Raw genomic sequence first — 19,295 nt, forward strand, 5'->3', positions numbered from 1 at the left:
ACGAAGTGAGTAGGGAGTGGTTCGATGAACGAGATGAACGAAGCGGCTGTACGGTCCGGATGGTTGCGCTGCGCGGAGGCAGCCCGGCTCGTCCGTTGGGGCGCGGCGATCGCGATGTCGGCGGCGGTGCTCGCGGGCTGCGGCTCGATGCGCCAGACTGCGGCGCCGACGCTCGCGGCCAGCGATGCGGTGGCGATCGCGCCGATTGCGAACTTCACCGAAACGCCCGCGGCGGGCGGGAGCGCCGCGGCGCTCGCGGCGACCGTGTTGCGCGCGAACGGGCTGGCCGACGTGCGTCTCGCGCCGGCCGACGGAGACGGCAACGCGATGTTCGACACCGCGCAGCGCGACACGGGCGAGCGTCGGCTCGCGTGGGCGCGCGAGCATCACGTGAAGTACGTGCTGGCCGGCGCCGTCGAGGAGTGGCGCTACAAGGTGGGCGTCGACGGCGAGCCGGTCGCCGGCCTGACCTTCGAACTCGTCGACGTCGAGTCGGGCCGGGTCGTCTGGAGCGCCGCGGGTACGCGCAGCGGCTGGAGCCGTTCGAGCCTGTCGAGCGTCGCGAATGCGCTGGTCGGCCGCCTGCTCGCGCCGTTGCGTCCGCGCTCGTGATGCGTGCTCGACACGACTGCACCGGAAGACGACCATGAGCTCCGCGAACGCTACCGATAACCCTCACGGCGGGAGCGGCCCTGCATCGGCGTTGCCTCGATCGCGTCAGACGAATCCGTTCGGGCACCTGAGTCGGATACGCCGTCTCGTCGCGCCGGCCGCTGCGCGGCCGATTTCGGTCGTGGAAACGATCGTGTTCATGCTGATCGTGCTCGCGCTTGCGTGGCACTTCGACCGGAGCGATCCGCTGCTGCTGCATGCGGATTTTCCATGGCTGTGGTTCGGCCCGCTCGTCGTCGCGCTGCGTTACGGGACGCTGCTCGGGTTGCTCGCGAACGCGTTGATGATCGGCGCATGGCAATGCGTCGCCCACCTGCATCCTGCCGCGGCCGGCGAAGTGTGGCCGCTGCAGCGCTTCGCCGGCGGCTTGCTGCAGACGATCGTCGTCGGCCATTTCGGCGACACGTGGGGCGCTCGCGCAACTCGGGCGAACGCGCTCAACGACTATCTGAACGACCGGCTCGTCGCGATCACGAAGAGCCACTACCTGATGCGTCTGTCGCACGAGCGGCTGGAAAAGGATTTGCTGTCGAAGCCGACCACGCTGCGGGATTCGATCACCGAACTGCGCCGTCTGTCGCTCGCGCACGGATTCGATGCGCCTCCGCAGGGTGTGGCGAGCACGGTGCGGCTACCCGGTGCGCACGCGCTGCTCGAATTCGTCGCGCAGGCATGTCAGATCGAGGTGGCGGCGCTGTATCCGGTCGAAGGCGCGACGCAGTCGCCCAGAATCGTGTGCGAACCGGTTGCGCGGCTCGGCGATGCATTCGATTTCGATCCGCGCGACGGCCTCGTGGCCCGCATGCTCGAGACGAAATGCATCGCCCATCCGAAGAGCGGCGACGACGTGGCGCCGAATACGGCGCTGCTGGTCGCCGCGCCGGTCGTGTGCGCCGACGGTCGCCTGATCGCGTTGCTCGCGATCAAGCGCATGCCGTTTCTGTCGCTGAACTTCGATAATCTGCAACTGCTGCTGGTGCTGCTCGGCTTTTACGCGGACGGCGTCGAGCATGCGGCGTGCGTGCGCGACGTGGTGGCGGCAGTACCGGCATGCCCGTACGAATTCGCGCTCGACATCGCGCGTCTGACGCGCCTGCAGCGCGAGTCGGGGATCGCGTCGTCGCTGGTCGCGCTCGTGTTCCAGCACGACGAGGCGGACGATTCGCTGTTCGAGCATGTGATGCGCGGGCGCCGTTCGCTCGATCTCATATGGCCGCTGAAGACGCCGACGCAATCGGTGCTCGTGAACCTGATGCCGGCGACCGATACGGCCGGCGTCGACGGTTATCTCGCGCGCATCGAGGCGAGCTTCGCGGCGCAGTTCGGTCTCGATCTCGAAGGCGCGCGGATCGGCGTGCATACGCTGCATCTGGGCAGCCTCGAACCGGGGGCGGCATTGCAGCGCCTGCTGAAGGGATGCGGCGTTCATGTCTAGGCCGCGATCCGGTTCGCGGGCGCCCGGTCTCGAGCGGCGCGCGTTGCGCGTGCCGCCGGCGTCCATGCTGGCCGCACTCGCGTCGTGCGTCGGCATTGCGATCGTCGCGGCGCTGCAGTATGCCGTGCTCGTGCAGTTCGGCGGGTCCGCCCAGGTGGGGGCGGCGATGACCGTCCTGGCACCGTCGGTTGACCCCCTGTGGCCCGTGTTCGGGGCGATGGTGGCAGGCGGCGCGGCGCAGGCGGTGCTGTACCGGCAGTTGCTGCCGCAACGTTACCGAACCCAACGCAACGGGACGCTCGCGGCGCTCTGGCTCGCCTGTACGTTCGTGCCGGTCGGCGGCGGCCTCGTCGTGCTGGCCAGCTGTGCGTGGGCGGCTTGCTGGCCCGCGAAGCAGGGCGACGACGCATACGCCGACGTGCCTTTGCCCGAGTTCGTCACCTATCTCGTGTCGCGCGTCTCGCACGGCGGCGGTGCGCGTCTGCAGGCGCGTCTCGTGAATACGCGGGTGGCCGCGTCGGATCGGCTCTCCGCGCTGGTTGCGATCCAGAGCATGCCGACGCGCACGACCGGCACGCTGCTGCGCGATCTGCTCGCCGATCCTCTCGAAGACGTGCGGCTCATCGCATACGGCACGCTCGACCGCGCCGAGAACGAGATCGCGCAGAACATCTTCCGTGCGCAGCAGACGCTCGATGCCGCCGACGACGATGCAACGCGCCAGGCGAATCATCGCCGGCTTGCCGAGCTGTACTTCGAGCTGGTCTATCAGAATCTCGTGCTCGGTGCGGTGCACGGGCACACGCGCGAACAGGCCGACCGCCACGCGCAGGCCGCGCTCGCGATCGACGCAGGCGACGCGGCGATGTGGCTCGTTCGCGGCCGCCTTGCACTCGCGACCGGCGACGCGGACGCGGCCGTGCAATACATGAGCCGTGCGCTCGAATGGGGCTTTCCGCGCGAGCGTCTCGTGCCGTGGCTTGCCGAGGCTGCATTCCTGCGTGGCGAGTATCCGCGCACGGCCGAACTGCTCGCGTCGCTCGGCAACGCGGCCGCGCTGCCCGTTCTCAATCCCGTCGTTCGTTACTGGTCGTCATGAAACCGTCCATTCACCGCCGTGCCGGTCCGTCGACCGGGATCGACGTTTGCCTGCTGCTCGAGGGCACGTTCCCGTATGTGCGAGGCGGCGTATCGAGCTGGGTCAACGAGATGATTCGTGCCTACCCGCACAAGCACTTCGCGATCGTGTTCATCGGCAGCCGGGAAGACGACTATCATGGCGCCGCGTACGCATTGCCCGACAACGTCGTCCACTTCGAGTCCCATTATCTGTATGGCGACGTGCCCGCCGATACGGGCAGCGCACGGGAGATTCCCGGCGACGCCGAAGCGTTCAGGCGTTCGGCTGCGCTGCACGATGCGTGGCGCGGGCGGGACGCGGACGGCGTCGTGGCGAATCCGGCTGCGCTGATGGCCGACCTGGTCCAACTGATCGACGACGACGGACCGCTGAACGAGCGGCAGTTTTCCACCAGCCGCGCGGCGTGGGACTTCATCGTCGAGCGTTATCGCCGCTACTGCACGGACCCGTCCTTCACCGACTACTTCTGGACGGTACGGATCATGCACAAGCCGCTGTGGCAGCTTGCGCGGATCGCACGCGGACTGCCGCCGGCGCGCGTCTATCACACCGTATCGACGGGTTATGCGGGCTTTCTCGGTGCGCTGTTGCATTACCGCACGGGCCGGCCGCTACTCGTTTCCGAGCACGGTATCTATACCAAGGAACGCAAGATCGATCTGCTGCAAAGCGAGTGGATCCGCGACAACCGGGGCGCGTTCGAGCGGGACGTATCGGCGATCAGCTATTTTCGCGCGCTGTGGGTGCGTTTCTTCGAAGCACTCGGCAAGCTCGCCTACGACGCGGCCGACGAGATCGTCGCGCTCTACGAGGCCAATCGGCACCGTCAGATCGCCGACGGCGCCGATGCCGCCCGGACGCGCAACATTCCGAACGGCGTCGACGTGGACGGCTTCGCGCCGCTGCTGGACAAGCGGGACGGCGGCCCGCGCCGCGTCGTCGCGCTGATCGGCCGCGTGGTGCCGATCAAGGACATCAAGACGTTCGTCCGCGCGATGTTCATCGCATCGCGGACGATGCCGGAAATCGAAGGCTGGATCGTCGGGCCGGAAGAAGAGGATCCCGCGTACGCGCTGGAATGCCGGGCGCTCGCGCAGAGCCTCGGGCTCGCGACGACGGTGCGCTTTCTCGGCTTCCAGCGGATGCACGACATTTTGCCGAAAGTCGACGTGATCGCGCTGACCTCGATCAGCGAGGCGCTCCCGCTCGTCGTGCTCGAAGGCTTCGCGGCCGGCGTGCCGTCGATTACCACGGACGTCGGGTCGTGCCGGCAACTGATCGAAGGGCTCGGAGAGGACGACCGCGCGTTCGGGCCCGCGGGCGCGGTCGTGCCGATCGCGAATCCGGCCGCGTTCGCGCAGGCGGCGCTCGACCTGCTCGGCGACGCGCAGCGCTGGCAGGCCGCGCAGCAAGCCGGCCTCTCCCGCGTCCGACGCTTCTACACGCGTGCACAGATGATCGACCGGTATCGGGCGTTGTACGATGCGCTCGCGATCGCCCCCGACCGGATGCGCCGCGGGCGGCCGTTCGAAGCCGGCTGCCCGGTGCACCATGCAGGTGCGGGCGTGGTTGCATCCGGCTCGAGCAAGGAGGGCCGCTGATGGCCGGCATCGGCTTCGAGTTGCGCAAGATCCTGCGGCAACAGACGCTCTTCGGCGTCGCACGCGCATACGCGTATGCGGGGCTGATCAGCTCCGGGCCGCTGATTCTGTCGATATTCGGAATTCTGATCATCGGCGTGATGAGCGTCGCGTTCGTGATACCCAAATATGCGATCGTCCAGTTTCAGGTGTCGGTGACTTACCTGATCGCGTGCAGTCTGATTCTGACCGGGCCGCTGCAATTGTCGTTCACGCGCTTCATCTCCGACCGGCTGTTCGAGAAGCGCGACGATCTCGTGCTGTCGAACTATAACGGTGTGGCGTTGATTGCCACGGCGGCATCGGGATGTGCCGGCTGCATCGCGGTGGCGTCGGGATTTCGCGGCGAGCCGCTGCTGTATCGGCTGCTGATGGTCGCGGGATTCGTCATCGTCAGCAATATCTGGATCGCGGTGATCTTTTTGTCCAGCGTGAAACAGTACCGGCAGATTCTCGCGGTATTCCTGGTCGGATACGGCTGCACGGTCGCGTTCGCGCTGATGCTGAACCGGCAGGGCATTTGCGGCCTGCTCGGCGGTTTCGTCGCCGGGCATCTCGTCTTGCTTACCGGGCTTTCGGGGTTGATCTACCGAAACTACCGCAGCGATCGCTTCGTCTCGTTCGAGATGCTCGACCGGCGCTTCGCGTATCCGACGCTCGCGCTTGTCGGACTGCTGTTCAATCTCGGCGTATGGCTCGACAAGTTCATGTTCTGGTATGCACCGGGCACGGGTGCGCAGGTGATCGGGCCGTTGCGTGCATCGGTGATCTACGACATACCCGTGTTCATCGCGTACGTTTGCGTGATGCCCGGGATGGCGACGTTCCTGGTACGCATCGAGGCGGACTTCGTCGAGTATTACGATGCGTTCTACGAAGCCGTGCGCAGCGGTGCGACGCTGCGGCACATCAACGACATGCGCGACATGATGGTCGGCAGCGTGCGCGCCGGGCTGTATGAAATCATCAAGGTGCAGGCCGCCGTGCTGGTGCTGATCGTCGCATTCGGTCACTGGCTGCTGGCGGCCCTGCATATCTCGACGCTGTACCTTCCGCTTCTGCTCGTCGACGTGATCGCCGCGAGTCTGCAGGTGCTGCTGCTGGGTTTGCTGAACGTATTCTTCTATCTCGACGCGCGCCGGCTGGTCGTGGCGCTGTCGACGGCTTTCGTCGCGCTCAACGGCGTGCTGACCGGCATCACGCTATGGATGACGCCGGATGCATACGGCTATGGCTTCGCGCTTGCGCTGCTCGTTCTCGATGTCGCGGCGGTCCTGCTGCTCGACCGCAAGTTCGGCCGCCTCGAATACGAAACCTATATGTTGCGTCATTGAGGAGATATGTTTTCATTCCGAATCCGTCGGCCGCACGGGCGGCCGATGATGGCGCTGGCGTCGGCCGCGGCTGCCATCGCAGTCGTCATCTTGGGTGCGCTGTGCGGGCGGGCAGGCTATGCGCAACCCGCACCGCCCGTATCGTCGCCTGACGCGTGCGATCCGGCCGATGCGATGCGTGCGCATTCCGTCGCGTTCTTCTACGGCAACGACGTGCCGGTTCGCCAGCTGGAGAAGTTCGATGTCGTTGTCGTCGAACCCGACAGCGGCTTCGATCCACGTGCGCAAGACGTGCGACGCCCCGCGTGGTTCGCCTATGTGAGCGTCGGCGAAGTCACGCAGGAGCGCGACTATGCGCGCAGGATGCCGAAACGGTGGTTGTTCGGGCGTAATACGACATGGGCGTCGGCGGTCGTCGATCAGTCGGCGCAGGGGTGGCCGTCGTTTTTCGTCGAACAGGTGATCGCGCCGCTGTGGGCGCGTGGGTACCGAGGCTTCTTTTTCGACACGCTGGATTCGTACCAGCTCGCCGCGAAGACGGAAGCGGCGCGCGCGAAGCAGGAGGCTGGCCTGGTCGCCGTGATCCACGCCGTGAAATCGCGCTATCCGACTGCGCAACTGATCCTGAACCGCGGCTTCGAGATCTTGCCGAAGGTGCATGACGCGATCGCCGCGGTTGCATTCGAATCGCTGTTCGGCAACTGGGATCAGCGCAACCGGCGTTACGGCGCCGTCCCCGCGGCGGATCGCGACTGGTTGCTCGCGCAAGCAAAGGCGATTGAAGCGCGCTATGCGCTACCGGTGGTCTCGATCGACTATTGCCCGCCGGAAGACGCGGCGTGCCGCGACACGATCGCCGCGAAGATTCGCGCGACGGGTCTCATTCCGTATGTGACGGACGGAGCGTTGCGCACCGTCGGCACGGGCCCCGATGCGACGGCATCATGGCGATGCCGCGACGCGAGGTTCGGCGGAGATTGACGCATTCTGCCTACTGCTGTCGAGCGTATCTCGAGACAGCGCGTCGATTGCCGCAATGATCGAATTGAACAGCCCGGAGAGTTCGTCTGCGTGCACACTGACGCGAGCAAGCATTTCTCGCTGCTCGGCGGTCGCGGCCTCTGCTTGCCAGCGCATGAACTGCTCGTCTTGAATCGGTAACGTTTTTCGTTGCCGGGCGTAGTAATGCCGGATTCGTCCAAGCATCGCGCCGTCCAGCACGTGCGGCTCCATTTTGTGCGTGGTCAGTTTGACCTGTATCCCACGCGCTTCGTCCAGTTGAGCGTCGAACAAATAAAGGAAGGTCGGCAAAAACCGGATCGGTCGCCATGCCGGCGCTTGTCGCGTGGTGTCGTTCATCGTTGGAAATCCGCCGGGATGACTGTTTTGTCGATCTGTGTCGAGAGTCCCCCACGCTGCGCGCGCCGGTATTGAGCCACTGGCTGGACATCGACCGCGCAATACATGCAATCGGTATGCCATCGGGTCCGCTGCGATCAGGCAAGGGTTGGCCGGCAGGGCTGAAACCCATGTGTCAACGGTTCGTGACACCGATGTATGGAAATCCGTACTCGTCGCGGTACGCGACGATGCGACCGCGCTGCTGTTTCCCGTTTCCCCGGTGACGAGGGCGTCCTGCATTTTCATCACGGCCGACGCGACGTTTTTCGCGGCAATCGATAAAAAGATAATACGCCCGTGATCGTTTGCGAGGACGGATAGTCACCTGAGGCGCAAGCGTGTCAGGGCAAGCCGACCGATATATCCGACCATCTCGCGAAAGGTTTCCTCAGGCGAGGAATGCATGAGTTACAGGAAGTTTGCTTGCGTGCCGACATAACGAACAACAACACACGGGGGGAAGCAAGCATGGGTTCCATGACAGTCGGCAGGAAGCTGGGCGTTGCATTCGGTATCGTCGTACTTATATCGTTGATCGGCAGCGCGATCTCGATCGTCAATTTTCTGAAGCTGAATCAGGCGAACGGCTGGAACGTTCATAGTTACCAGGTCTTGCGAGCGAACGACGACATGCTGACCAGCATGGTCAACATGGAGACGGGCGTGCGCGGCTACGTGGCCTCGGGGGATGACCGGTTTCTGGAGCCCTACAAGGCAGGCGTCAAGCAGTTCGCCGCGTCGCTCGATGTCGTTCGCGGCCTCACCGCGGACAACGCGGCGCAGCAGCGTCGTCTCGAGACACTGCGCGACATGCATCGGAAGGTGGCGGAGATCGATGACAAGCTGATCGCGATGCGGCGTGACGTCAATGCCGGTACGCAGCCGGCCAACGTGCTGATCGACTACTTCAAGCAGGGCAACGACAAGCAGTTCATGGATCGCTATCGAGCCGTGGCCGCCGAGCTGAACGAGGCCGAGCAGTCGCTGCTCGATCAGCGCTCAGGGGAAGTGGCTAGCTTGACTGCGTTGACCAAGTTGACGCTGGCGGCAGCAGGCGTCATCACCGTCGTCCTCTCGATCGTGCTGGGAACCGTCATCACGCGCGGAATCATGCGGTCGCTGGGGGGCGAGCCCGCCGACGCCGCGGTCGTGGCCGGGCGTATTGCCGAAGGCAATCTCGAAGCACCTGTGCCGGTCGCGCCGAACGATCGCGGCAGCCTGATGGCGTCGCTCGAATCGATGCGGCGGCAACTGAGCGGCATCGTGTCGGAAATCCAGTCGACCGCGGAATCGATCACGACTTCGGCTGGCGAAATCGCGCAAGGTAACCTGGATCTCTCGCAGCGAACGGAGGAGCAGGCGGCTTCGCTCGAGGAAACGGCGGCCAGCATGGAGCAGTTGACCGCGACGGTTCGTCAGAATACGGAAAACGCCCGGCAGGCGAATGCGCTCGCGGGCAGCGCGTGCGAGGTCGCGATGCGCGGCGGCGAAGTGGTGAACCAGGTGGTCGACTCCATGCGCGCCATTTCGAGCAGTTCGGGCAAGGTTGCCGAAATCATCGCCGTGATCGAGGGGATTGCGTTCCAGACGAACATCCTCGCGCTGAATGCGGCAGTCGAGGCCGCGCGTGCGGGCGAGCAGGGGCGCGGATTTGCGGTGGTGGCCGGCGAAGTGCGCACGTTGGCGCAACGCAGCGCGAACGCGGCCAAGGAAGTCAAGGATCTCATCACGGGTTCGGTGGAAAGCGTGGCCCAAGGGTCGCAGCAGGTCGAACGCGCGGGCGCCACCATGTCGGAGATCGTGCAGTCCGTGCGGCGAGTGACCGACATCATGAATGAAATCGCATCGGCGTCGGACGAACAGGGAACGGGTATCGAGCAGGTCAACGTCGCCGTGGGCCAGATGGACTCGGTCACGCAGCAGAACGCGGCGCTCGTGGAGCAGGCATCGGCGGCCGCGCAGGCGATGGCGCAGCAGGCGACCACGCTGCGCGAGGTGGTCGGGGTATTCAGGATCGGTCGCGCGCTCGCGCACTGACGCCCCCCGAATCCCGGTGCTCCACTCGAAGTCGATGCGCGAGGCGCCGAGTCGCTCGCGTGGCGATGCTTTCGTGGATCGAGGCAGTTTGTCGCAGGATGTTCGGTGAACCGAGCGCCGGCCGTATCGCGCTTCCGTGTGGCGACCACGTCATGCCCGCATGTCGTTTCGCCCCTCTTCAAGCGTGGATGAATGTCTGCGCAAGCTTTCTACAGGTTCTCGACCGGAACGGGAATCGTCTCGCCTTGATACGGTATCGCCGAGAACGGTCCAACCGCGCGAAGGATCCGATGCCGATTCAGTTCGAAGGCCAGCCGAATCTGCTGTTCGCTCGTATCCCGGGCGCCGAGGCAGGTGCGGACGGTCTCGCGCAATAACGAAAACGAGCGATATCCCCAACCGAATCCATAAGCGGAAAATTGCAGCGTGCCCGCATCCGTCAAAACGGGCAGCGTGCTCTCGATCGGTAGCATGTTCATCCTTGGCACCTGTTTGAAGACCATACGGTATGTCGCCGCGCATAGGGGCAGCGTGACGGTCAGGCGAGCATGCCGCGCTATCCGGTCCGCTTTCGACTACGTCCACCGTTGCATGGGCCGCTTCCTGTTCGCGCGAAACATGCAAGCGACGTGCCACGTCAAGGCCTATGCCGGACAAAGGCACTCCCAACAGCGAACAATCAGATGTGTCAATCAATCGATACACCGGCGTCAACGAATTAGACGCCGATCGAGGTTGATGTGGGTATTGTTTTATTGCCGTCAATCAACCGAAATAGTTTGGAAAGGGAGGCGATGCCGGTTACATCGCCGATACCGTTCATTCGCACGGCGGGTTTTCGCAAAGCCAGTGCGCATAGGCTCATGGCGCCGGCTCGAATCGAGGTCGGGCGAACGTCGACGAATCGTTCGGCTGCTTGACGCCGGATGTTGCCCGGGACGATTCGTCGAGCCACGCGATGATCGAATCGTACAGCGCGGCGAGGTGGTCGGCGCGCTCGCCGATCCGCCTGAGCATTTCCCGTTGCTCCGTAGTCGTGGCTTCCCATTGCCAACGCATGAATTGCTCGTATTGAATCGGCAACAGCTTCCGTTGCCCGATGTAGTAATGCGTGACTCGCTCGCGCATCGCAGGATCGGCCATGCGTCCTTCCGTCGTGTGCCGGGTCAATTTGTCGAAGGTCGCCCGCGCTTCGTCCACTTGAATGTCGACCAGATAAAACAGGATCGGCAAAAACTCGATGGGCCGCCATACCGGCGGCCGTTGCGTGTCCTTCGTCATCGTTTGAATGTCGATCAAGCTTCGCTCGGCCGGTTCCGGCGCGCGCCGACATCGATCGTTTCCATCAGTCGATCGATGTCGAGCAGGGTCAGCATTTGTTCGCCGTCGTCCCCTTCATGGATGGCGAGGCCCGTGACGCATTCCGTTTGCATCGCGGTCCCGACCTCCGGCGCGGGACGGCGAGCGGAGAGATCGATATCGACCACGCCGCTCACCGAGTCGACGATCAAACCGATCGCCTGTTCCGCACCGTCGAGTACGATGATGGCGGTCGGTACGGTGTCGCTGATCGGGTCCAGCGAGAACGTCGTGCGCAGGTCGACGATCGGCATGACGAGGCCGCGCAGGTTGATCGTGCCTTTGACGAACGGCGGCGCATCGGCGGCGGGCGTCGGTTCTACATAGGGGCGAATTTCGCGGACACTCATGATATCGATGCCGTATTCGTCGTCGCCGAGCACGAAAGCGACAAATACCTGCTTGGTCGCGTCGCCGGCGCTTTCGCGTACGGGTACGCTCTCCGCGATTTCAACTGCTTCCGTCATGTCATGCTCCAGAAAATGGATGGTTAGTGCCGTATCAAAAGGCGGTCCAGTCTGCTGCCGCGTCCATCGCGGCACGGGGTGACGGCGCGCTTGCCTCCGTCACGGGCGTGCGGCCCGGTCGCACCGGCCGTGACACGGCCGCCGTGGTGGCCGCACCCCGGCGCGTCGCCGGCTGATCGTAGGCATGGCTATCCACGGACCCGACACGGAAGAACGAGACGGCCTCGGTCAATCGATGGCCCTGATCTTCGAGCGACTTCGACGCGGCCGCCGCTTCTTCCACCAGTGCCGCGTTCTGTTGCGTAACTTCGTCCATCTGTGTGATCGCGATGTTGACCTGTTCGATCCCGCGACTTTGTTCGGAGGAGGCCGCGGCGATTTCACCCATGATGTCTGTCACGCGTGCCACGGCCTTCGTCACGTCGGCCATCGTATGGCCCGCATCGTCGGCAAAACGCGAGCCGTCCCGAATCTTCTGGACGGATGCGCCGATCAACGCCTTGATTTCCTTGGCTGCACTCGATGAACGCTGCGCGAGGCTTCTCACTTCGCTCGCCACGACGGCGAAGCCGCGACCCTGTTCGCCCGCGCGGGCAGCTTCCACGGCGGCGTTCAGCGCGAGAATGTTGGTCTGGAACGCGATGCCCTCGATGATCCCGGTGATCTCGGCTATCTTCGACGAGCTGTCGCTGATGTCGGTCATGGTTTCCACGACCTGGCTCACCACCGCGCTGCCTTTGTGCGCGACGTCCGACGCACCGTTGGCCAGGGCGCTCGCCTGTTGCGCGCTCTCCGCGTTCTGACGCACGGTAGCGGTGAGCTGTTCCATGCTCGATGCCGTCTCCTGCAGCGACGCCGCCTGTTGCTCCGTGCGGGACGACAGGTCCTGGTTGCCGGACGCGATCTGGCTGGATCCCGTCGCGATGCTGTCCGCGGCGGTACGGACTTGCCCGATCAGCCGGACGAGGCTCGCCTGCATCTCGCCCATCGATGCCAGCACGCTGCCCTGCGGCGCGGCCGCGGCGCCGTCCACGGTGCCGAGGTCGCCCGCCGCGACGCGGCGTGTGATGTCGCTCAGGGCGCCGGGTTCCGCGCCGAGTGCGCGCGTGATGCTGCGCGTGATCAGGAGCGCCGCAACGACGGCGGCGGCGACGGCGGCGAGACAGATGCCGATCAGCAGCGCGCGGTGTCTGTCGTACTGTTGCGCGGACGCCTGCTTGCTTTCGGCCGCCCGATTGCTTGCGAAGCCGGCGTAGGTGTCGGCTGCTGCGACGAGTTCCTTCAGTAGCGGCCGGCATTGATCGTCGATCATCGCGATCGCCTGGTCTCGCTGGCCGTGCAACGCAGCGTCGCCGATCGCGACGGCCACCGGGCCGTATCGCGACTCGATGCGGTTGATCTCGGCCACCAGCGCGCGGCCTTTCGCCGTCACGTCGGGGTTGGTGGCGATGGCTTCGTTCAGCTGGCGAAGCCGTGCCTGCACTTCGTCGTGCGCCTGCGTCATCGCAACGCGTTCGGCTTCGATATCGTCGGGCTTCGTCACGAGCACCAGATTACGGACGGCGACCGCGCGACGAAGTACCGCCGCACGAACTTTTTCGGTCAACTCCGCGCGCGCACGCGCACCGTCGACGTAGTTGGCGAAACTGTCGTTCGCATCCCCGAGCGCACCGAGTGCGATCACCGAAACCAGAACCACCAGCGCGGCCATCATGCCGAAGGTCAGCGCGAGTTTCGCTCGCACGGTCAATTGTCCGAAGCTCATGTTTAGTCTTCCCCTGTCGTTTGCCCTGGTCGAGCGGTTGTCGTTGTGCTTGTTATGAACGTCGGGTCGGGAAGGCATCGACATGCGTCGACGCTCATCCGCGTCCCGTCGTTGAAATCACGATCACGCAGGGACCGGTACCGGCTTCGATGTCTTCGCGTGCTGTTTCGCGAAGGATGAGCGCCGCCTGCCCGGTGCGATCCGCGAGATCGCTCCGGGCAATACATGCAAGCGGTGTGCCACATAAAGGGGACTGTCGGACAAGGCTTTGCGGGCAGCGCGGCAGCGAGACTGTCAACGCATCCGGACACGCGTGTCCGGCAATCCGACGCTAGCCGATGTCGAGGTGTGCCATGCGCGTGTACAGCGACTGGCGGCTGATGCCGAGCCGCTTCGCTGCTTCCGCGCGATTGTCGCCGGTGAGTCCGAGCGTGCGCAGGATCATCTCGCGCTCGACGGCGGCGAGTGCTTCCGACAGCGGACGATTGAGCATCGCGGCAGGCAGCAGCGCGTCGCGCGAAGGAACACCCGGTTCGTCGAGGAACGCGAGATCGCATCCGGTGACGACGGCGCCGGGCGCGAGCGCATTCACGCGCGCGATCGCGTTGCGCAGTTCGCGTACGTTGCCCGGCCACGCATACGCGATCAGGCGGCGCTCCGCCTGCACGGACAGCCGCTTCGTCGTAGTCGAGGCCGACGTCGTGTCGAGAAAATGGACGGCGAGCGGCAGGATGTCGGCCAGCCGCTCGCGCAGCGGCGGCAGATGAATGGGGATGACGTTGAGTCGGTAAAGCAGGTCTTCGCGAAACGTTCCGTTCGCGACCATGGTCCGCAGGTCCCGATGGGTTGCCGCAATCACGCGGACGTTCACCGAAATGGACCGGTTGACGCCGAGTGGGGTGACTTGCTGTTCCTGCAGCACCCGCAGCAGCTTGGCTTGCATGGAGGTCGCCATGTCGCCGACCTCATCCAGAAAAAGCGTGCCGCCATCGGCTTCGACGATTCGGCCGGTCCGGGCGGCCGTGGCGCCCGTGAAGGCACCTTTGCAATGGCCGAAAAGCTCGCTTTCGAGCAGCTCATGAGGAATCGCCGCGCAATTCACGGCAACGAACGGGCCGGCGCTACGCGACGACTCGACGTGGAGCACCCTGGCCGCGACTTCCTTGCCGGTTCCCGTTTCCCCGGTGATGAGAACGGTCGCGTCCGACGCTGCCGCGCGGCCGATACATTTCTGTACTTCGCGCATCGCCGCGCTGATGCCGAGCAAGCGCGGCTCCGCACCGGCAGGTTCGTCGAACGCGTCGACGTTCGCCTGCGCATGGGGAGCGGCATCGGACAGAGGATGGGCCGCGAAGATCCGCTCGAGCAGGCTCGCGATATCGTCGCGGCCGACCGGCTTCGTCAGGTGGTCGAATGCGCCGAGGCGCATGGCGGCGATCGTGTTGCCGCTACGGGCATAGGCGGTCAGTACCACCACGGGGACCGTCGCGAGTCGAGGGATGCGCCGCAGTTTCGCGAGCACGGCAATGCCGTCCATGTCGGGCAACCGGATGTCGAGGAATATGCAGGCGGGTTGCAGACCTCGGTCGACGCGGGCGAGCGCGTGCTCGCCCGTGCCGGCGCATAGGGTTTCGTGACCCAGATCGGTCAGCGTTTCAGACAATCCTTCGCAGAAGGCATCGTCGTCGTCGATCAGCAGGATGGTCGCCATGGGATATCGATGACAAAGCAAGTAGTAGGGGTGGCGGCGTGACAGGCGTTGCCGCCGTGCGACGCTGCGATCTCTCGAACCAGGGTGAGACCGAGCCCGCAGCCGCCGGGCCGCGCGCTGACGAAGGGCTCGAAGATGCGCGCGCGCTCGGCTTCGGCAACGCCGGGGCCGTCGTCGGCGACTTCGAGCACGAAGCGTGCGCCGCATGGTGAAGCGCGGCGGCTGGCCTCGACGTGAACCTTGCCGCCCGGGCGAACGTGCGCCAGCGAATTGACGATCAGATTGTCGAGCGCACGACGCATCTGGGCAGGGTCGAATACGGGGCGATCGGTCGTGTCGCTGGTGGAGGCCGTCGGCATATTGCAGGCCACCGTCAGCGCGACATTCTTGCCGCGCGCGAGCTCGTCGTGTGTCTGCACGCTTTCCGAAAGCCACGTGGCCGGATCGACCGGCTCCAGGCGCGGCGTAACGGGCTGGGTGAGCGCCAGGAGCCTGGACACCTGGATTTCGATGCGCTCGATCTGGCCGAGTATCGAGCGCAGCGCCGATTGCTGCCGGCAGGCATCGCCGGCCAGCGCGTTCTCGGCTTTCAATCGCATCGCGCCAGCCGGATTGCGAATTTCATGCGCAACCTCGGCGGCCAGTGTGCCGAGCAGCGCGACACGATGTGCTTGCGCGAGGCGTATTTCCAGTTCGCTCGCGTGTTCGCGAGCATTGCGGGTACGCGCAGTACAGCGGTTGAATGCATGCGCGATCCGATCCAGTTCCGGCTCGCCCGGGCAGGGGATGCTGCCGGCGGAATCGGCGTCGTCGTTCGAGAGCGCCGTGTCGAGCCGCACGAGTTTGTCGCGCCATGCGCGCAGTGCGAAGGCGAGATACAGGGAAACGGCGAACAGAAGCGCCAGAACGACGGCAAACGTTGCTACGATGGCGTCGCCCAGACGGACCAACATCGATTGCGCGCGCACAAGGGTCCATGCATAGAGCCCGGTATGTCCGTTCACGGGGCACGCGATCGCGACGACTGCGTCGTGGTGCCTTCCCGCTATTTCGGCGGCGGAGCGCACGCCGGTGGACGCTGCCGAGAGCGCGCTCAGGATCAGCGGCGTTTCCGCTTCCGGAATGTCGCGCTTGATGCCGCTGCCGGGGTACGACGGAAACGCGTAAGCCAGAAATCCACCGGCACGCTCGGGCGCATTCGCCGACGGCGCGGAATGCAACGCGCCAGCGTGCCAGAAGCCCCCTTCGATACCCGCGGATGCGGCAAGGGCCGCGTTGAGTACGTCGCGCAACAGTTGAACGCTCGGCTCCGTCGCGTGAGGTAACGACAGCGTGTAGTGGGAAGCAATCGCGTCGCACGCGTCGCTCGCGCGCTGCCTGGCGGATGCGATCCGGTGGCCTTCGGTGCAACTGGCCATTAACCAGACGATTGCGACCAGCGATGCGCACAACGCCGCGGCAAGTGCCCTGAGTAGCGACAATTGCGTTGAAAACCTCGGTCTGACTAGCGGCATGGTCTTGCGTGGAACGGTGCTACGTCGGTGCTCATGGAAATGGTCTGCACAATGCAGGGCAATCGCGTTCGCGTCTGCGTCGACGTTCGGTCGAGAATAATGGGGTGGCCGTGGGGACGATGTGGCGGGCCATTCTTGTTTGAAGCATGCGATGTATGCGGTACGCACGCACTCGCATCGCTCGGTTGGCAGGTTTTGTCAGACAACAGCTTCTGAAACGCGACACGTTCCGGCTGTGAAATCAATGTGTCAGACCGGTTCGTGGTCGTATCCGGAAGTGATCCTTATTATCTGAATGGTACAGAAACGTTTTATTTTCGTCCTGTGCGCAATCGTTTGCGTATGTGCGCGATCAATAAAAAGCAATGCGGTCCCGCGTCCGCACCGGCACGCCGCGCGTGTGGAAGTTCCACCTCGGCAAGTTTGCGCGAGCAGCGTAGCGAACATTCGTCGACGCGAGCGGCGGTCGAGTCAATGGCGCCGATGATGGGCTGTACGGCGCAGACGACGCTCGCATTGGGCAAACCAGGTCGATCATGGCGATCGTGATGGCGTGACCACTGACGAACGCGAACGGCTGAAGGCCGTGGAGCGCAACGTTAATGGGACGAGGGAGTCTGTCGGTTCCATTTTTTCAGGCCGGCCTCGGTAAAGATCTCGTCAGGATGGAACATGCTCCGCGCATCCACCGGGACATGACGCCCTCCATTCTGCGGAATCCGAATCAACTCATGTGTTGATTTCCATCGAGAGGCTTCCCACTGCGCGCCAGATGGGTTGGTGAAATCTCGTGTTGACCGCCAGGGTTAAGTTTCTTTTAAGTCCGCCTTCGTATCTTGTGTTCAGGGCGCGTGAATGATGCAACTGCGTGATGTCCAGTCAGCCCTACGGGAACAACAACGATCAGAGAAGGAGAATTCGACATGTCCACCCTGAACAGAAAGAAAGTAGCCTTCTGCGTGATGTCGGTCGCATTGCTGGTCTGCGGCACTGTGCCTGCCGGCTATGCGGTCGCGGCCGTCACCCAGGCAAAGGCCGTCAACCAGGATTTCACGAAACTGTCGCATGCCGGGAATCGGGCCATGATTGACGTCATGATTGCCCGATCTGCGCTCTTCGACGGCCATCCTGAGGCGGCCACCCATCTGCTGGCCGACGCCAAGACGGCCATGCAGGCGGCGAAGTCCGACAACTCGGCCTTCATGAAGGCCGAATCGACGCTGAGCGACGCCGCCGGTGCACACGCCAACACGGCTACGAGCAATCAGGCTACGGCATGGCTGCCGGTCGGCGGTGACATGACCGTACTGGATGACTTTACCGCCCAGCCGGTCAAGGCCAAGGCAGTCGCCAACGCCAACGCGGCCTTGAAGAAGGGGGACCGCGAAGGGGCGATCAAGGCGCTGAAACTTGCTGACGTCAATGTCGCCTATACCGTCGACGTCGTTCCACTCGACCAAACCGCCGAGCGTATCGATCAGGCGTCGGCACTGCTGAACGCGGGCAAGTATTACGAAGCAGGTGTCGTCCTGCACCACGTGCAGGACAGCCAGCGCTTCGATCAACTCGATATTAATGCCGTGCCGGCCACCCGCGGATAAACCATCGTGAGCGATACCTCCCATAGCCTGCTGACGTGGATTCTCATCGGCGGTGCGTCAGGCTGCTTTGCCGGGGTGGTCTGGCGTGGACGCCCGTACCAGATCATTCGCGATATCGTTCTGGGCGTCATGGGCGCATGCGTGGTCTCAGGTATTGCTCATGTCCTAGATTTATCGGTAGCCAACAGCGTGTTTCTCGACATTGTCACCTCCACGGCGGGTGCGCTCGTCGCACTCGCCGCAATGCGTCAATTGCGCAAGACCTAGTCTGACGCGCAAGCGGCTGATACGCTCGATACACCGATTGTCGTCGCGCGCCGCGCTGCAACCGACGATCGTCAGGCAACTGAGGATGTTACAGGGCGAGAATCCTGCATGCGCCTTCAAGTTCCCCTCCTAAAAGTACGCGCGCGGCGTTTGTAGAGGTGGCTCCGGCATTTTCTGCTGTGCGCCCCGCGGCATCGGAATCGCGCGTCCGGAGCCGCACGCAGATCGCCGATGACGGCCCCACGCGATGGAGCACGGGGTTCCCAATGCCGTCGATCACGAGTTCCCTTCCGCAAGTTTGCATTTTGTCGTAAACAACTTGTATGGACCATTCATCATCGCCTCGGGAACCTCTATGAGAAATAGGTAAGGATCTAGCCGCCTGACTATCGGATTCGGGTTATTGACGGTCCTACCGGTGGCAATCGCCGTGACCGCGTTTTACGGAATGTGGCAATTGAACCATCAACTTGACGCTATTACGCGAGTAAGCAATACGGAAGCACGGTTGGCAAACCCACTATGCTCATCAATACAGGATCGCGCAATCGCCATCCGGAATCTGGCGTTGCTCACTGCCCAGCAAGATATGGCACAGGAAGCCGACGGCATTCCTTGCGCTCAACGCAGCGGTCGACGCGGCGCGTGCGGATGAGCAGGGACGAGGCGTCGCGGTTGTCGCAGGTGAAGTCCGAACCTTGGCACAACGAAGTGCGGTAGCGGCGAAGGAAATCAACGAGCTCATCGGAACATCGGTATCTCACGTCGCTGCGGGTTCAAATCCGGTTTCGAACGCTGGAGCGACAATGGAGGAGATCGTCCGATCGTAAGCGATCGATAAACGACGCCCCTCGGTCATCAAACGTGTAAGAACGCTCTGATATCCTTCGCCTCTCATTCTGGTTGACCAGGGGAGTAGTGACATGCGTTGGATAGTGCCTCTCGTACTGG

Annotated in this window: 16 protein-coding genes and 2 pseudogenes; 11 read left to right on the top strand and 7 right to left on the bottom strand. The window is 63.9% G+C overall.

What is annotated here, in order from left to right:
- Window positions 1-114 precede the first annotated feature (114 nt).
- The 6 genes from G3N62_RS03530 (at window position 115) to G3N62_RS03555 (ending at window position 7,203) form a co-directional block, all read left to right on the top strand.
- Window positions 115-612 carry a penicillin-binding protein activator LpoB gene (locus G3N62_RS03530; protein WP_080287820.1) on the top strand — a complete coding sequence of 166 codons (498 nt, stop codon included), beginning with the start codon at window positions 115-117 and terminating at the stop codon, window positions 610-612.
- 34 nt (window positions 613-646) lie between these two features.
- Window positions 647-2,107: a PelD GGDEF domain-containing protein gene (locus G3N62_RS03535; protein WP_124671181.1), complete on the top strand. Its 1,461-nt coding sequence runs from the start codon at window positions 647-649 to the stop codon at window positions 2,105-2,107.
- 64 nt (window positions 2,108-2,171) lie between these two features.
- Entirely contained in the window at window positions 2,172-3,206 is a 1,035-nt protein-coding gene (locus G3N62_RS03540) for a hypothetical protein (RefSeq protein ID WP_083286491.1), read from the top strand.
- Entirely contained in the window at window positions 3,203-4,849 is a 1,647-nt protein-coding gene (pelF, locus tag G3N62_RS03545; RefSeq protein WP_124671180.1) for a GT4 family glycosyltransferase PelF, read from the top strand. The genes G3N62_RS03540 and pelF overlap by 4 nt, the downstream gene beginning before the upstream one ends.
- Window positions 4,849-6,222 (top strand): exopolysaccharide Pel transporter PelG, encoded by a 1,374-nt coding sequence (gene pelG / locus G3N62_RS03550; protein ID WP_124671179.1) that lies wholly within the window; start codon window positions 4,849-4,851, stop codon window positions 6,220-6,222. Before pelF ends, pelG begins: the two co-directional genes overlap by 1 nt.
- Before the next feature lie 174 nt (window positions 6,223-6,396).
- Window positions 6,397-7,203 (top strand): endo alpha-1,4 polygalactosaminidase, encoded by an 807-nt coding sequence (locus tag G3N62_RS03555; RefSeq protein WP_124671188.1) that lies wholly within the window; start codon window positions 6,397-6,399, stop codon window positions 7,201-7,203.
- Here the strand turns inward: G3N62_RS03555 and G3N62_RS03560 are convergent.
- Window positions 7,165-7,581, bottom strand: a complete 417-nt coding sequence (locus G3N62_RS03560) for a hypothetical protein (RefSeq protein WP_034187973.1) — start codon at window positions 7,579-7,581, stop codon at window positions 7,165-7,167. The two genes, G3N62_RS03555 and G3N62_RS03560, sit on opposite strands and share 39 nt — an antisense overlap.
- Before the next feature lie 510 nt (window positions 7,582-8,091).
- Here G3N62_RS03560 and G3N62_RS03565 point away from each other — a divergent pair.
- The gene (locus tag G3N62_RS03565; RefSeq protein ID WP_069704618.1) at window positions 8,092-9,660 is read left to right on the top strand and encodes a methyl-accepting chemotaxis protein; all 1,569 of its coding nucleotides are present in this window, start codon (window positions 8,092-8,094) and stop codon (window positions 9,658-9,660) included.
- 209 nt (window positions 9,661-9,869) lie between these two features.
- Here G3N62_RS03565 and G3N62_RS03570 read toward each other — a convergent pair whose 3' ends face one another.
- The 6 genes from G3N62_RS03570 to G3N62_RS03595 all read right to left on the bottom strand — a co-directional run bounded on the left by G3N62_RS03570 (window position 9,870) and on the right by G3N62_RS03595 (window position 16,443).
- A complete protein-coding gene (locus G3N62_RS03570; RefSeq protein ID WP_034187971.1) occupies window positions 9,870-10,139 on the bottom strand; it encodes a hypothetical protein in 270 nt (89 codons plus the stop codon).
- Between the two features lie 382 nt (window positions 10,140-10,521).
- The gene (locus tag G3N62_RS03575) at window positions 10,522-10,959 is read right to left on the bottom strand and encodes a hypothetical protein (protein WP_051700970.1); all 438 of its coding nucleotides are present in this window, start codon (window positions 10,957-10,959) and stop codon (window positions 10,522-10,524) included.
- Complete coding sequence (locus G3N62_RS03580) at window positions 10,956-11,486, bottom strand: chemotaxis protein CheW (RefSeq protein ID WP_124671178.1); 531 nt, start codon at window positions 11,484-11,486, stop codon at window positions 10,956-10,958. Before G3N62_RS03580 ends, G3N62_RS03575 begins: the two co-directional genes overlap by 4 nt.
- Before the next feature lie 34 nt (window positions 11,487-11,520).
- On the bottom strand, window positions 11,521-13,251 hold the full coding sequence (locus G3N62_RS03585) for a methyl-accepting chemotaxis protein (protein WP_124608774.1): 1,731 nt from the start codon (window positions 13,249-13,251) through the stop codon (window positions 11,521-11,523).
- Window positions 13,252-13,582: 331 nt separating this feature from the next.
- Complete coding sequence (locus G3N62_RS03590; RefSeq protein WP_124671177.1) at window positions 13,583-14,962, bottom strand: sigma-54 dependent transcriptional regulator; 1,380 nt, start codon at window positions 14,960-14,962, stop codon at window positions 13,583-13,585.
- The gene (locus tag G3N62_RS03595; RefSeq protein ID WP_311767580.1) at window positions 14,944-16,443 is read right to left on the bottom strand and encodes a HAMP domain-containing sensor histidine kinase; all 1,500 of its coding nucleotides are present in this window, start codon (window positions 16,441-16,443) and stop codon (window positions 14,944-14,946) included. Before G3N62_RS03595 ends, G3N62_RS03590 begins: the two co-directional genes overlap by 19 nt.
- A 456-nt stretch (window positions 16,444-16,899) precedes the next feature.
- Between G3N62_RS03595 and G3N62_RS35820 the strand changes: the two are divergent.
- The 4 genes and pseudogenes from G3N62_RS35820 to G3N62_RS36370 form a co-directional block, all read left to right on the top strand.
- Window positions 16,900-17,077: pseudogene (locus G3N62_RS35820) on the top strand (IS3 family transposase); the annotation flags it as partial.
- A 322-nt stretch (window positions 17,078-17,399) separates the two neighbouring features.
- A complete protein-coding gene (locus tag G3N62_RS03600) occupies window positions 17,400-18,077 on the top strand; it encodes a YfdX family protein (protein ID WP_034187967.1) in 678 nt (225 codons plus the stop codon).
- Window positions 18,078-18,083: 6 nt separating this feature from the next.
- Window positions 18,084-18,344: a GlsB/YeaQ/YmgE family stress response membrane protein gene (locus tag G3N62_RS03605; protein ID WP_034187966.1), complete on the top strand. Its 261-nt coding sequence runs from the start codon at window positions 18,084-18,086 to the stop codon at window positions 18,342-18,344.
- Window positions 18,345-18,747: 403 nt separating this feature from the next.
- Window positions 18,748-19,171 (top strand): annotated as a pseudogene (locus G3N62_RS36370) (hypothetical protein); the annotation flags it as partial.
- Window positions 19,172-19,295: the final 124 nt, after the last annotated feature.

The organism is Burkholderia sp. Tr-20355 (assembly GCF_017104685.1).
In the GTDB taxonomy this organism is placed as follows: Bacteria; Pseudomonadota; Gammaproteobacteria; order Burkholderiales; family Burkholderiaceae; genus Burkholderia; species Burkholderia seminalis.